This is a genomic window from Roseibium sp., assembly GCF_051016195.1.
Taxonomy (GTDB): domain Bacteria; phylum Pseudomonadota; class Alphaproteobacteria; order Rhizobiales; family Stappiaceae; genus Roseibium.
The window spans coordinates 4,393,106-4,407,017 of the sequence record NZ_CP134616.1; the positions used below are offsets into that span (position 1 = coordinate 4,393,106).

General features: G+C 58.0%; 13 protein-coding genes and 1 tRNA gene. 11 read left to right on the forward strand and 3 right to left on the reverse strand.

The features are described 5' to 3' along the window. Nucleotides 1-35: 35 nt before the first annotated feature. Nucleotides 36-350 carry a hypothetical protein gene (locus RDA78_RS20120; RefSeq protein ID WP_434051572.1) on the reverse strand — a complete coding sequence of 105 codons (315 nt, stop codon included), beginning with the start codon at nt 348-350 and terminating at the stop codon, nt 36-38. Nucleotides 351-505: 155 nt separating this feature from the next. Further along, complete coding sequence (locus RDA78_RS20125) at nt 506-979, reverse strand: hypothetical protein (RefSeq protein ID WP_434051573.1); 474 nt, start codon at nt 977-979, stop codon at nt 506-508. A gap of 198 nt (nt 980-1,177) precedes the next feature. On the opposite strand from RDA78_RS20125, the gene RDA78_RS20130 reads away from it, so the two are divergent. From RDA78_RS20130 to RDA78_RS20155, 6 genes are all read left to right on the forward strand, one after another. Next, complete coding sequence (locus tag RDA78_RS20130) at nt 1,178-3,190, forward strand: acetyl-CoA carboxylase biotin carboxylase subunit (RefSeq protein ID WP_434051574.1); 2,013 nt, start codon at nt 1,178-1,180, stop codon at nt 3,188-3,190. A gap of 95 nt (nt 3,191-3,285) precedes the next feature. Next, nucleotides 3,286-3,942 (forward strand): HAD hydrolase-like protein, encoded by a 657-nt coding sequence (locus RDA78_RS20135; protein WP_434051575.1) that lies wholly within the window; start codon nt 3,286-3,288, stop codon nt 3,940-3,942. Between the two features lie 70 nt (nt 3,943-4,012). Beyond that, nucleotides 4,013-4,297, forward strand: coding sequence for an acylphosphatase (locus RDA78_RS20140; protein WP_434051576.1), 285 nt, complete (start codon nt 4,013-4,015; stop codon nt 4,295-4,297). Between the two features lie 146 nt (nt 4,298-4,443). After that, entirely contained in the window at nt 4,444-5,664 is a 1,221-nt protein-coding gene (locus tag RDA78_RS20145; RefSeq protein WP_434051577.1) for an NAD-dependent epimerase/dehydratase family protein, read from the forward strand. Nucleotides 5,665-5,672: 8 nt separating this feature from the next. After that, entirely contained in the window at nt 5,673-6,539 is an 867-nt protein-coding gene (locus RDA78_RS20150; protein ID WP_434051578.1) for a glycosyltransferase, read from the forward strand. After that, the gene (locus tag RDA78_RS20155) at nt 6,540-7,403 is read left to right on the forward strand and encodes an NAD-dependent epimerase/dehydratase family protein (RefSeq protein WP_434051579.1); all 864 of its coding nucleotides are present in this window, start codon (nt 6,540-6,542) and stop codon (nt 7,401-7,403) included. 18 nt (nt 7,404-7,421) lie between these two features. Here the strand turns inward: RDA78_RS20155 and lipB are convergent, their stop codons facing one another. After that, nucleotides 7,422-8,123, reverse strand: coding sequence for a lipoyl(octanoyl) transferase LipB (lipB, locus tag RDA78_RS20160; protein ID WP_434051580.1), 702 nt, complete (start codon nt 8,121-8,123; stop codon nt 7,422-7,424). A 95-nt stretch (nt 8,124-8,218) separates the two neighbouring features. On the opposite strand from lipB, the gene RDA78_RS20165 reads away from it, so the two are divergent. From RDA78_RS20165 to mgtE, 5 genes are all read left to right on the forward strand, one after another. After that, nucleotides 8,219-8,485 (forward strand): FliM/FliN family flagellar motor switch protein, encoded by a 267-nt coding sequence (locus tag RDA78_RS20165; protein WP_306143867.1) that lies wholly within the window; start codon nt 8,219-8,221, stop codon nt 8,483-8,485. Between the two features lie 120 nt (nt 8,486-8,605). Then, a tRNA-Leu gene (locus RDA78_RS20170) sits at nt 8,606-8,692 on the forward strand. A gap of 1,311 nt (nt 8,693-10,003) precedes the next feature. After that, the gene (locus RDA78_RS20175) at nt 10,004-11,818 is read left to right on the forward strand and encodes an SdrD B-like domain-containing protein (RefSeq protein WP_434051581.1); all 1,815 of its coding nucleotides are present in this window, start codon (nt 10,004-10,006) and stop codon (nt 11,816-11,818) included. A 175-nt stretch (nt 11,819-11,993) separates the two neighbouring features. Then, a complete protein-coding gene (locus RDA78_RS20180; protein WP_434051582.1) occupies nt 11,994-12,314 on the forward strand; it encodes a hypothetical protein in 321 nt (106 codons plus the stop codon). Nucleotides 12,315-12,483: 169 nt separating this feature from the next. Further along, nucleotides 12,484-13,899: a magnesium transporter gene (gene mgtE / locus RDA78_RS20185; protein WP_434051583.1), complete on the forward strand. Its 1,416-nt coding sequence runs from the start codon at nt 12,484-12,486 to the stop codon at nt 13,897-13,899. Nucleotides 13,900-13,912 lie beyond the last annotated feature (13 nt).

The following is a 13,912-nucleotide window of genomic DNA, read 5'->3' on the forward strand; positions in this document are numbered from 1 at the left end:
GTCCGACCGGCCCGCTAGGGTACGGACCCCATCGTTCAGTCCCAGCGGTTGAACCCGCCACGCGGGAAGAGGGGCTCCCTGCACTCATAGGCGACCGGACACTTGCGATTGTCCTTGGTCGGGCCGTACTGCACGAACAGTTCCTGATTGTAGTCGCAGAAGCTGCGGTTCGAGACGAACATGGAGTAGGTGTGCCGGCCTGTCGTGAAGACGACCGAGCCATGCTGCTTGACCATATTCTGTGCCTGCCGGCAGCTCATCTGGCGCAGGTCCGGTCTTGCCTGTGCGGCTGACGTCCAGAAAATGCTTCCCAGCAACACGGCCGCGATTGCAAGACGACGATTGTTCATATCTGCCTCCGTTGGTGACTGGCGTCTCGTGGTCAGTTCAACCTGCATCTTGCGTCAGGCGGCTCGAGACCAGTGTGACCGTCGGCACATAAAATGCCATTTAACGCCTTGACACACCAGCGTCAGGTTTGGTCGGCAGATCGGGCGATATGTTGCTAGGACTTCGCTCTTCGCTTTTGCCAGTCCGTCGGGCAGACATCTCCCGGGAGTACATTCGGCGCGCCCTTGAGGGAAAAGCCGGCATAGGTGTTGTCCGGGAATTTGATGGCCAGGGTGCGGGAGGACCGGATCTTGTGCCAGACATAGCCGAAACTGTCTGAACAGGTCGGACACCCGGTGCCGATGTAGCCATGTTCATTGACGGGCAGCTCCAGAACGCTGGAATCGAGAATCACGCGCACGCGGCTGTTGGGGGGCGGCATCCTGCCCTCTATTTCAACATGCAGCAGCGTGCCGTTGACCTGTCTTTGCGGATGGCACCAGACCACGAAGTTCGACCCGACGTCGTTGGTGGTCCAATAGCGCGTGAATCCGTTGACATCGCCGCGATGCCATTTGCCGATTGTTTCAGCCTGCGCACCGATCGGTACACACAAGGCCAGGAAGAAAAATGCAACGAGACGTTTCATGTCTGCACCCCACTATTGGCCAAATTATCAAGGAAAACCTTTAACTTTACGTGAGGTTGACAGGGGCACGTGCGCAGGCGGCCTAAACTTTTCTTTAAGCTGTTGCCATCGGGGGCCGACCGCTCGCCCTTTGGCTAAGTTGCGCAGCCGCTGCGCCAGGCCTAAAACCAAGGAAACAGTCCAGTCGGGTGGAAATGCATGTTCTCGAAAATTCTCGTCGCCAACAGGGGTGAAATTGCCTGCAGGGTCATGAAGACCGCCCGCCGCATGGGCATCAAGACCGTTGCGGTCTACTCGGATGCGGACCGGGACGCGTTGCATGTCGAGATGGCGGACGAGGCCGTCCATATCGGTCCAGCGCCGGCAGCCGAGTCCTACCTGATCGCCGACAAGATCATTGCTGCCTGCAAACAGACCGGTGCGGAAGCGGTCCATCCCGGCTATGGCTTCCTTTCGGAACGCGCAAGTTTTCCTGAGGCCCTGAAAAAGGAAGGTATTGTCTGGATCGGCCCCAATCCGCGCGCCATCGAGGCAATGGGCGACAAGATCGAATCCAAGAAATTCGCGAATAATGCCAAGGTCAGCACCGTTCCGGGGTATCTCGGCGTCATTGAAACAGCGGAACAGGCCGTCGAGATCGCGCAGGACATCGGCTACCCCGTCATGATCAAGGCGTCGGCCGGCGGCGGCGGCAAAGGCATGCGCATTGCCTGGAATGCGGATGAGGTGCGTGACGGCTATGACCGGTCCAAGTCCGAGGCAGCCTCATCCTTCGGCGATGACCGCGTGTTTGTCGAGAAGTTCATCGAGAACCCGCGCCATATCGAAATCCAGGTGCTCGGTGACAAGCACGGCAATGCCATCTATCTCGGCGAGCGCGAATGCTCGATCCAGCGCCGGAACCAGAAGGTCATCGAGGAAGCACCTTCACCGCTGCTGGACGAGGAAACGCGGCGGAAGATGGGTGAACAGGCGGTCGCGCTGGCAAAGGCGGTCGACTACGACAGTGCCGGAACTGTCGAATTCGTGGCCGGTCAGGACAAGAGCTTCTTCTTTCTCGAGATGAACACCCGCCTGCAGGTCGAGCACCCGGTCACCGAACTCATCACCGGCGTCGATCTGGTGGAGCAGATGATCCGGGTTGCAGCCGGGGAAGAACTTTCTATCGCCCAGGACGACGTCAAGCTGAACGGCTGGTCCGTCGAGAGCAGGATCTATGCGGAAGATCCTTACCGCAATTTCCTGCCGTCCATCGGGCGGCTCGTGCGCTACCAGCCGCCCGAGGAAATCGCAGGCGACGGCGTGACGGTCCGCAACGATACGGGCGTGGTCGAGGGATCCGAGATCTCCATGTTCTACGATCCGATGATCGCCAAACTGGTCACGCATGCCCCGAGCCGGGAGCAGGCGATCGATGCGATGAGCACGGCGCTGGACGCGTTTTATGTCGACGGCATTCAGCACAACGTTCCGTTCCTGACGGCCTTGATGAACCATCCGCGCTGGCGCTCCGGTGAGCTGGCGACAAGTTTCATTGCGGATGAATACCCGGATGGCTTTTCGCCGGCGGTCCCGGACGATGCAGCCTATGCGGTGCTTGCCGCCGTTGCACTTTCAATGGGGGCACTCAGGCGCGAGCGTCTGGATCATCTGCCCGGACGCCTGCGGGCGCATTCCGGAGAAATGCGGGAGGACTGGGTCGTCAAGCTGGACAAGACCTACGTGCCGATCCGCATCGCGGCCGGATATCCCGGAACCCCCGTTGAACTGGATGTTGCCATTGGCGACGGTCCAATCCTGAATGTCGAATCTGACTGGAGCCCGGGGGATGTCCTGTGGTCCGGCAAGGTCGGTTCGAACAGCGTCACGGTTCAGATAAGACCGGTTACGGGCGGGTACCGGCTCGACTGGCAAGGATACTCGGTTGTCGCGAAGGTCATGACGCCCCGCGTTGCGGAACTGGACGCGCTCATGCCGGAGAAACTGCCGCCGGACACGTCCAAGATGCTGCTGTGTCCGATGCCGGGTCTCGTGGTGTCCATTGCGGTTTCCGAAGGCCAGGAGATCAAGGCCGGAGAGCAGCTTGCCGTCGTCGAGGCAATGAAGATGGAGAACGTGTTGCGCGCCGAGCGCGACTGTGTCGTCTCCGCGATCAAGGCAGCGCCCGGCGACAGTCTTGCGGTCGACGCGGTGATCATGGAGTTTTCTTAAGCGCGCAGATTGACTCGGTCTCGCCTGCGAACGTAATCAGACAGCCCGGAACATCTCCGTTCCGGGCTGTTTTCATTGAACACCTCCGAGGCCTCATGTCATTCACGACAGTACTGTTCGACCTCGACGGGACCTTGACCGATCCGTTTGAGGGAATCACCCGTTCGATCCAGCATGCACTCCAGAAAATGGGCGCGCATGTCCCTGAGGGAAAAGATCTCCACTGGTGCATCGGGCCACCGCTCTGGGACAGCTTCGAAGTGCTCCTGAACACGTCCGACCGGTCCGACCTGGACCTGGCGGTGGCACAATACCGCGAGCGCTATACCGTGACAGGTCTTTACGAGAATACGCTGATCAGCGGTATCCCCGATGTGCTGGCGACGCTCGGCACTGCTTCGCTTGATCTTCACGTGTGCACATCGAAACCGCACGCATATGCCGGCAAGATCGTCGAGCATTTTGAACTGATGCCGCATTTCGGCACGGTCTACGGTTCCGAGCTCAGTGGGGAGCGTTCGCAAAAAGCCGAGCTGATCGCCCATATTCTGGAAGAGGAAGGTGTTTCGGCGGAAGAAACTCTGATGATCGGTGACCGCAAGCACGATCTTATCGGCGCGAACGCCAACGGCGTTGCCGGGATCGGTGTTCTATGGGGTTACGGCAGCCGGGAAGAACTGGAAGCTGAACGCCCGGTAATGATGGCGGAAAGGCCGCGGGATATCGCTGAGTTTTTGAACGCGCAGGCCTGAAAGGCCGACAATCCGGATGTGACGTCCTCGTTCATTGCGCTATTCTGCTTTCGATCTGTGGAGACGAAGCATGTCCGACACTGAAACCTTTCACGTCATTGTAGAGGGGCGTGTTCAAGGCGTCGGTTATCGTGCCTGGTGTGCGAATGCGGCGGTTGCGAGAGGTCTTTCAGGCTGGGTCAGAAACCGCAGGACCGGAGCGGTCGAGGCCGTTTTTTCCGGTCCCTCCGATACTGTCTCCGACATGCTTGAACACCTCTGGAGGGGCCCGACCTTTGCCAGTGTGAGGGCTGTGACGCCGACATCGTCGGACGAACCGCTTTCGGGCGAATTCGAAATCAGGGAAACTGCGTAGCTGTCCGCAGAAAACCTGTGCTTATGTATCAATTGCAAAATTCAACGTTGAAATGTCACTGAATCATCGCAATGATCTGATCTCTCATATGAAACAATCAGAACCTGGCGGCGAGGCGCACGGTCGTCAGGCAAGGGAGACGTCCTGTGAAAATTGCGATACTCGGCGGCGACGGTTTCGTCGGCTGGCCCACATCCCTGCACCTGTCCAATCTTGGTCATGACGTTCACATCATCGACGATCTGAGCCGCCGCTGGATCGATGCGGAACTCGGTGTCCAGTCGCTCACGCCAATGGGCTCTATTCAGGAGCGCACGCGTATCTGGAAGCAGGAAACCGGCAACACGATCCATTTCCACCTGATCGACATTGCTGAGCACTACGAGGTCTTCAAGGCCTGGTTGTCAGACAACCGCCCCGACGCAATCATACATTTTGCCGAGCAGCGGGCCGCGCCCTATTCGATGAAATCGGATCAGCACAAGAATTATACCGTCAGCAACAACGTCAACGCGACTCATCATCTGCTCAACGCCATGGTCGAGCTCGATCTCGACGCGCATCTTGTTCACCTTGGAACCATGGGCGTTTACGGGTACTCGAACGTCGGCGCCGCGATCCCGGAAGGATATCTCGACGTCGGCGTCGAAACCCTTGCCGGAACAACGGCAAATCAGCAGATTCTCTATCCGGCCAATCCCGGCTCGATCTATCACATGACCAAGTGTCTCGATCAGCTCCTGTTCCAGTTCTACGCGAAGAACGATGGGTTGAGGATCACGGATCTGCACCAGGGTATCGTCTGGGGAACACACACGGACCAGACCCGGCGGCACAAACAGCTGATCAACCGCTTCGACTATGACGGCGACTATGGCACCGTCCTGAACCGTTTTCTCATTCAGGCAGCGATCGGCTATCCGCTAACCGTCCACGGAACAGGAGGCCAGACCCGTGCCTTCATCCACATCCAGGATTCTGTGCGCTGTATCGAGCTGGCATTGCAAAACGCGCCGCAGAACGGAGACAGGGTCAAGGTGTTCAACCAGATGACGGAAACGCACCGTGTCCGCGATCTTGCCGAACTGATCTCGAGACTGACCGGCGCGAAGGTTGCCTATCTGCCGAACCCACGAAAGGAAGCGGCCGAGAACGACCTCGTCGTGGAGAACAAGCAGTTCCTGGAACTGGGCCTCGACCCGATCCGGCTTGAAGACGGCCTGCTCGAAGAAGTCGTCGATGTCGCCAAGGCATTTGCTTATCGCGTCGACCGGAGCCGTGTTCCGGCAGTTTCCGCGTGGACACGGGACATCGCCTCCGAAATCGAACACGATCCGGAGCACCCACGGCTGAAATCGGTTTCCTGAGGCCGGTCATGAGTGAATGGCCGATCTTCGACCGACCCGCAGGTTCGAGCGTTGCCTATGTGACGTTGGTGAGCAACCGCGACTATGTTCTGGGGGCATCGGCGCTGCTGCGATCCTTGCGGCGAACGGGCACCGCAGCGGACCTGGTCGTGCTTTGCACTCCGGGCGTCGACGATGAAAACCTGGAGATGCTGAAAGGCTTCAACCCGCGACTTGCGCGGTGTCGGCGCCTGGAGACGTCGGCCGGCTTCAACGAGAGGCATGAACGCGGTCGGCTTCACGAAGCTGCACCGTTCAACAAAGGCGGGAAACCTGCCTTTCACACGCCGCTCGACAATTTCGTCAAGTTGCGTTTGTGGCAGCTCACCGACTACGACCGCGTTGTCTTCATTGATGCCGACGCGCTCGTTCTGCAGAATTGCGACCGGTTGTTCGACTATCCCGAATTCTGCGCGGCGCCGAACGTTTACGAAAGCCTCGACGACTTTCATCGCCTGAACAGCGGTGTCTTCACGGCGCGTCCGAACACGGCAACCTTTCAGCGCATGCTGGAAGCACTCGACAGACCGGAGGTATTCTGGCGCCGGACCGACCAGACGTTCCTGGAGAGCTTCTTTCCGGACTGGCACGGGCTGCCGGTCTTCTACAACATGCTGCAATATGTCTGGTTCAACCTGCCGGGCCTGTGGAACTGGGAGCAGATCCATATTCTGCACTTCCAGTACGAAAAGCCCTGGCAGACCGGTCATGACAAGAGCGAGCGCCTTCGCCCGCTGATGGATCTCTGGCAGGCTTTCGCGACTGGTGATGGCGTTCCCGCCGACACAAGGCGTTTGGCCGGGCCGGACGAGTGGACAAATCAACAGGCGTCCTGAATGCGGATACTGATCACGGGTGCGAGCGGAACAGTCGGCCGGTTTCTAGCCGCTCGCCTTGCGGGAGAGGGCAACCATGTGACGGCGTTGGGCCGAAGACCGGCAGTAGACACAGCCCTTGAATTTGCCCGGTTCGACTTGTCCAAGATGTCGCCGCGTTTGCCGGAAGCAGATGCGCTTGTCCACTGCGCCCTGCATCACGATCCCGGCAAGTTCCGGGGCGGGCAAGGGGATGATCCGGAGCGGTTCCGGAAACTGAATGTCGAGGGTACCCGTGCCTTGTTCCAAGCCGCGAAGATGGCGGGCTGCTGCAAGACCGTTTTCCTGTCGAGCCGCGCGGTCTACGGCGACGCTCGGCGCGGCGAAACGCTGCATGAAACAGATGCACCGGAACCGGACAGCCTTTACGGGCAGGTGAAGCTTGAGGGCGAAAGAGCTCTCGAAGAGCTGTGTGATACGCGGTTTGCAGGCATTGCTCTGCGCGTGACCGGCGTTTACGGGACGCCGCCCGGAATGGATCGTCACAAGTGGTCGAGCCTGTTTGACGACTACCGATCGGACGTGGAAATTGAGCCCCGCTGCGCAACGGAGGTTCATGGTGACGATCTGGCGGCTGCCGTTTCGCTCGTTCTTCAAACGCCAGAGCGCGGGTTTGACGTTTTCAACGTGTCCGATCTCCTGCTTGACCGGCGCGATCTTCTGACACTTGTCTCAGAATGTAGCGGTATCAAGGGTGTATTGCCGGCAAGAGCCACGACGTTGCCAGGTGTCATGGATGCGTCCAAACTTCGTCAGGTCGGCTGGCTGCCCGGTGGGCTTGGCAAACTGAAGGCATTCGTCGAAGCGGGCTGCCGAGGTGAGTGAACCGACCGGGAGCCCTGATCAGGCGACAGGGCCAAAAATCTTTTCAAACTCGGCCCGCAGCACGGTGTCGTTTTCCGCCATGCTCACCGGAATGCCCAGATCAACCAGGCTGGTCACGCCATGTTCGGTAACGCCGCAAGGGACAATCCCGGAAAAGTGCTCAAGATCCGGTTCCACGTTGAAGCTTATGCCGTGAAAGGTCACCCATTTGCGCAGTCGGATGCCGATTGCAGCAATCTTGTCTTCGACTGTCTGACCACGGTCTGGGCGGCGAACCCAGACACCGACCCGGTCCTCGCGGCGTTCGCCGCGAATGTGGTAGTGCCAGAGCGTGTTGATCAGCCAGGCTTCCAGGGCCGAGACGAATGCCCTGACGTCCTGCTGCCGCTGCTTGAGATCCAGCATCACATAAGCGACCCGTTGACCGGGGCCGTGATAGGTGTGCTGTCCGCCGCGTCCCGTTCGGTAGACCGGGAACCGGTCGGGCGCGACAAGATCGTTGTCGTCGGCGCTTGTTCCAGCGGTGTAAAGCGGGGGGTGTTCGAGCAGCCAGACCAGCTCGCGAGCCTCGCCGGAAATGATTCTTTTGACGCGTTCGTCCATTTCCAAAAGCGCGGTCTCGTAGTCGACAAGCTCATCCGAAATCTTCCATTCCACCGGATTTGCCCCCGAGATCGGCAGAAAACTGAGGGAAAGCGTGTCTCTTTCGGCAGGTGACATGTGGATGACAGTTCTTTGTTTTTTGAGCTGGCTGGCCGTGGCGTGGTATGGTGCAGCGCTTGCGGGTTCGCCCTATTTAAGGATCTTGATGTCCGATGACCACCTTTGACGAAATCAAAGTCGACATTTCCGTTGTGCTTGGCGAGAGTGAAATGCCGGTTCACCAGCTGTTGCGCATGGGCCGTGGCGCGGTCATCGATCTTGACGTGAGCGAGGACGACGACGTCAAGATCTACGCCAACAACACGCTGGTTGCCCGGGGGCAGGTGGTCCTGCTCGGTGAGCGGATCGGGATCTCGATTACCGAAGTGCTCATGCGCCCGCCGGAGATCCGCCCGATGCGGACAGACGGGCCGCTCTAGCGGCATCCTCAAGAAAATTTCCGCCTCGGTGAATTATTGCCAATTCTGCTCTTGCGCCCCCAAAGTCCTTTTGCTACACGGAGCGCCTCGACGCCAAACGGCGTGAGAAAAACTTGATATGCGGTCGTGGCGGAATTGGTAGACGCGCAGCGTTGAGGTCGCTGTGGGGTAAAACCCGTGGAAGTTCGAGTCTTCTCGACCGCACCAAGGATCACTTACTAAGTGAATGATCTTTAAGGCGTCCTTCGGGGCGCCTTTAAAGTTTTCGTACCTTTTTCAAGAGACAAAACACGTGTCTTTTCGATTGCTGAAGGAAGCAATATAGGAGCGCAATTTGCGTGAGCTCGGTTCGGCAACCCAAATGCACTTGTGGCTCAAAATACGCCCGGTCCTGAGCAGTTAAATCAAAGAAACTGATAGTTGAGAAAGAGGTTCCCGGCCATGGCAGCGGGGATCAAGACCTTGGAGTTTTGCGCCGCATCGGCGACGCCGGCCACTGTGCATTTGCCTTGATAAAGGTTAAGCAGAAACCCAGAGTCGCAGCCACATGCATATCGATCAAACAGATGGATTGCGATGCGTGCTTATCACAGCGTTTCTACAGCTGTGCCGTGGACTCTTCCCAAACTGATTGTGGCTCACAAAAAGCTGAAATACCGAATTTAAAATAGTCCCAGGGGGCTTAACCCCGGGTGCCCCCTAGGATATTAAATCATGTTTGCAGCAATACAATTAGTATAACACAAAAAAATTACCTAGGGTAAGTGAAATAAGAGCGGGTATGCTTACTTGGCGCCTATTTTATCGGGATTGGTGCAGCAGACGGCCCGACCATCAATGCAAAATTAGATGCTACTCGTGATGGGCGGATCATCGAACTCGATAAAAATCCCAGAGGCCAAAACCCGGGAGGCCCCTGGGAATCAAAAGAAATTTTCACTGCAATTGCCAAAATACAACCACACAATATACCCTGGGTAAACATAAAAATGACGCTAGGGCATAAACGATGCCTTTTCTCACGAGATTGTGATGATGGCGGCATGTTCAGCGGGGCCTTGCCGAAAGCAGCTGACAAGAGGCTAAGCATTTGAATGAGATGGTCGTTGGGCTGCTCATGTTTACGTCTCCGCTATAGGGAAACGTGATCTACATGCTCATCCTGAAGTAGCTTTGTCGTGAGCCTGTCCCATCAGCGGACAAATACAAAGAGACGCGAACAGATTGTGGCTCATAAGGAGTCATTTCTGAATAAGTGCTTAAGTCATTGTAAAATAATAGAAATATTCTTCTTCGGGGTTTGCTCGGTCGTACCATGGCAACCAGACACCTCGCTGGTTGAACGGGCACCTTTCGGGACGCCTTTTGTTTTTGACTTACCGAATTTTCCGCTTCCCACGTGCATCATGGCGCCTGACGCCGAATTGAGTTACCTTACGTAATATTGCCAGCTTTGCCTCATTTTGATTGCGGGGCATCGCGATTTTTTTCTGCACTTGTTTTTCAAAGGGATTGATCATGGCCTTCCGTTCCCGGACTTTTGAATTCACTGCCTTCACCGAAGCCGACCTTCTGAACCCGGGGGACAATAGTCTCGGGCGGGGCGACAGTTTCATCATGCCTGCAAACGCGACGACGGAATTCTCCGTGTGCGACAACGATCCGTGGCTGTCAGGCGACGTCCACACGACGAACTGGACGAGGTCTGAGGAAACGGGCCGCTGGCAGAAAAAGACCACGGAACACGCGCGCGATCCCTTCGGTCAGGAGGCAAGCGTGGACGGGGTGCCGCTTGAGGGGCAGATCTACGCGGAGAAGCGCCTCGTGTTGCGCGGAGACGATGGCAAGACCTATCAGCTGATCGAAATCGAGGTCGAAGGCGGGCATGGCCGGGGGCCGGACAATGACTTCTTCACCTTTCTGGGTGCCGTGCCGCCTGAAGGTGTCACGCTGGAGGTGAAGTGGTGCGCCAACGTTTTCTTTGGATTGAAATACGACAAGCTTGGTGCCGGTGAAACCGCAGACCCGCAGACATCTGCGATTTCCGGCCGCTATTTCTGCGACGTTGACGCAGACGATGCTGATACAGGCGATCCCGGCGTTCAGGATGTCGTCGTCACGCTTCTTGCTGCCGACGGCAGTGTGGCTGCACGTACAAAGACGGACGCGGACGGGAACTATGAGTTCACGGATCTGCGGGCGGGCGACTACGTCGTGCAGTTCGCCACCGACGATTCGCCCGGCAAGACATTCGTCTCGCCGAGTTCAGATTCGAACGGGTCGGATGTGATCGATCCGGAGCGCGGGTTGACGGATGTGATCAGCCTCGGCCGGGGTGACGTGGTGAAGGGCATCGACGCGGGCATTGAATATGTGCCGACCGCAGTGATTGCGGGCCGCTACTTCTGCGATGTCGATGCAGATGATCTCGACACGAGTGATCCTGCCGTTGCAGGTGCTGTCGTGACGCTGCTATTCGCCGACGGCGAGGTTGCTGCACGGACGAAGACGGACGCGGACGGGAACTACGAGTTCACGGATCTGCAGGCGGGCGACTACGTCGTGCAGTTCGCCACCGACGATTCGCCCGGCAAGACATTCGTCCCGCCAAGTTCAGATTCGAACGGGTCGGATGTGATCGATCCGGAGCGCGGGTTGACGGATGTGATCAGCCTCGGCCGGGGTGACGTGGTGAAGGGCATCGACGCGGGCATTGAATATGTGCCGACAGCTGTGATCGCGGGCCGTTACTTCTGCGATGTCGATGCAGATGATCTCGACACGAGTGATCCTGCCGTTCCAGGCGCTGTCGTGACGCTGCTCTTTGCCGACGGCGAGGTGGCTGCACGGACGAAGACGGACGCGGACGGGAACTACGAGTTCACGGATCTGCGGGCGGGCGACTATGTGGTGCAGTTCGCCTCCGACGATGCACCCGGCAAGACGTTCGTCTCGCCAAGTTCGGATTCGAACGGGTCGGATGTGATTGATCCTGAGCGCGGCTTGACGGATGTGATCAGCCTCGGCCGGGGTGAGGTGGTGAAGGGCATCGACGCGGGCATTGAATATGTCGACCCTGAGTGTCCGGAGGTACCGGCTTTCCTGATCGACCTTCTTGATGCCGCCTTCGAGTTCGATTTCTGGTCCGGCAAAGACGAACACAGGCAAATCGACGTGTCCGAACTTCAACACACCGTGGAAGGCACGCCCAACAAGGCCCTTCTGGACATTGCAGCAGATGCCATTGCTGACGAAAGCCGGGAAAACGGCGATCTGTGTCATCTTTCGGACCTGGTCCAGTTTGCATTTGCCGAACGCTTCGATTTGGGCTGAGCTGAACGCTCAGAACTTCCGGTTTGACGATTTCATCGCATGCCATGTAAGAATCATAACGGGCGCGAATTCTTCTGAGTTCGCGCCTGTTTTTAGTCCGGTTTTCTTCAGGAAGCAGGTGCAGCCGGACACAGCCGCTCATTGCGGCCGATCCGGCCAGGAACGGAGATCAGCCTTGCAGGGTCTGGCAATGAACATCTTCCGCATTTTTTGGGTTTGCGTGCTGATCGCCGGATTGACCCAGGGACTGACTGCGCAGGTGTTCAAGACGGATCCGGCACGTTTCGGGGCCATGACCTGCCAGCAGCTCTGGTACGTCGAACAACAGACACTTGCGGAGGGCCGGGTGTGTCTGACGAGCGAGCGCGCCAAGCGGGCCTTCAGCCGCGCACAGCGATGCATTTCGTCCAGCGAAAGCGTCCTCACGAAGGAAACAAGAGCTTACCTGGATCAGCTCAGAAACGTGGCGCGATCCAAGGGCTGTGCCGGATTTTGAACAAATCCTCTCGCTGTTGAAAAATACCTCCGAACTCCGTTCGACTAAAACAGGGCGCAGCTGTGGACCGGCGATGCATTTGCGGCGGCACTTTACGGTGGCACTTTACGGTGGCACGGGCTAGTTCTGGGCAACGGTCTCGAAACAGACGCAACGAGGGAGGTGAGGGATGAGCGACGCAGCTGAACTTGACACCGACACCTCCTCCGTACTTCCCATTCAGGTCCGTGATGAGGACGACCGTCTCAACCCCGAATTCATTGCGGCAGTCGAAGCGGCGATCGAGGCCGATGACCGTCTTGAGCTGAAGGCACTCGCAGGCGACCTCCACGAGGCCGACACGGGCGATCTTCTGGAAACGCTGAATGCGGATGAACGCGCTTCCTTCATCCGCCTTCTGGGTGAGGAGTTCGACTACACGGCCCTGACAGAGACCGATGAGGCGGTTCGCCTTCAGGTTCTGGAAGACCTTCCGAATGAAGTGATCGCCGAGGGGCTTGGCGATTTGGATTCGGATGATGCCGTCTACATCCTGGAAGATCTGGATGAAGACGATCAAGCCGCGATCCTGGAAGAGCTGCCTTACGCGGATCGGGCGCAACTCAAGAAGGCGCTTGATTATCCCGAAGAAAGCGCCGGCCGGCGGATGCAGAGCGAATTCATCGCCGTTGCGCCTTTCTGGACCGTCGGGCAGACAATCGACTACATGCGCGAAGCGCGGGACTTGCCGGACAGCTTCTACGAAATCTATGTGGTCGACCCGGCCTTCAAGCTTCTCGGATCGGTGCATCTTGACAAGATCCTGCGGACCAGGCGCGCGGAAAAAGTCACCTCCATCATGGAGGAAACCCGTCAGGCCGTTCTCGCGACCGAGGATCAGGAAGAGGTCGCGCGGCGTTTCGAGCGCTACAACCTCGTTTCCTCCGCCGTCGTCGATGAAAACGAGCGTCTGGTCGGTGTCCTGACCGTCGACGATATCGTCGACGTAATCCAGGAGGAGGCGGAAGAGGATCTGCGTGCGCTCGCCGGGGTCGGCGATGAAGAGATATCGGACAGCGTGGTGACGATTGCGCGCTCGCGGCTGACCTGGCTTGTTGTCAATCTCGGAACTGCAATCCTTGCATCCGTGGTAATCGCACTCTTCGAGGATACGATCGAAGCCATGGTGGCCCTTGCCGTGCTCATGCCGATCGTTGCCTCGATGGGGGGCAATGCCGGCACTCAGACCATGACTGTTGCCGTTCGGGGTATCGCGACACAGGAACTTGGTGCCCGCAACATGCTGCGTGTTCTGAACCGCGAAATCCTGGTGAGTGCCCTGAATGGTGTTGCGCTCGCCGTTCTGATCGGGGTGACGGCGTGGCTCTGGTTTGCAAGTCCGGGACTCGGTGTGGTGATCGCGGGCGCAATCATCATCAACATGCTGTTTGCGGGTCTGTCAGGCCTGCTGATCCCGATCGTGCTGGACCGGATGAATGTCGATCCGGCTATTGCATCGAGCGTGTTCGTGACGACGGTTACCGACGTGGTCGGATTTTTCGCCTTTCTCGGGATCGCTGCGCTCTGGTTCGGTCTGCCGTTCTAGGCGTCGCGAGCCG

Bases quoted from the DNA above. Each gene is read 5' to 3' on its own strand.
- RDA78_RS20155 (WP_434051579.1), top strand. From the start codon at position 6,540: ATGCGGATACTGATCACGGGTGCGAGCGGAACAGTCGGCCGGTTTCTA.
- RDA78_RS20125 (WP_434051573.1), bottom strand. From the start codon at position 979: ATGAAACGTCTCGTTGCATTTTTCTTCCTGGCCTTGTGTGTACCGATC.
- RDA78_RS20120 (WP_434051572.1), bottom strand. From the start codon at position 350: ATGAACAATCGTCGTCTTGCAATCGCGGCCGTGTTGCTGGGAAGCATT.
- RDA78_RS20165 (WP_306143867.1), top strand. From the start codon at position 8,219: ATGACCACCTTTGACGAAATCAAAGTCGACATTTCCGTTGTGCTTGGC.
- RDA78_RS20150 (WP_434051578.1), top strand. From the start codon at position 5,673: ATGAGTGAATGGCCGATCTTCGACCGACCCGCAGGTTCGAGCGTTGCC.
- RDA78_RS20135 (WP_434051575.1), top strand. From the start codon at position 3,286: ATGTCATTCACGACAGTACTGTTCGACCTCGACGGGACCTTGACCGAT.
- RDA78_RS20140 (WP_434051576.1), top strand. From the start codon at position 4,013: ATGTCCGACACTGAAACCTTTCACGTCATTGTAGAGGGGCGTGTTCAA.
- mgtE (WP_434051583.1), top strand. From the start codon at position 12,484: ATGAGCGACGCAGCTGAACTTGACACCGACACCTCCTCCGTACTTCCC.
- RDA78_RS20130 (WP_434051574.1), top strand. From the start codon at position 1,178: ATGTTCTCGAAAATTCTCGTCGCCAACAGGGGTGAAATTGCCTGCAGG.
- RDA78_RS20175 (WP_434051581.1), top strand. From the start codon at position 10,004: ATGGCCTTCCGTTCCCGGACTTTTGAATTCACTGCCTTCACCGAAGCC.
- lipB (WP_434051580.1), bottom strand. From the start codon at position 8,123: ATGTCACCTGCCGAAAGAGACACGCTTTCCCTCAGTTTTCTGCCGATC.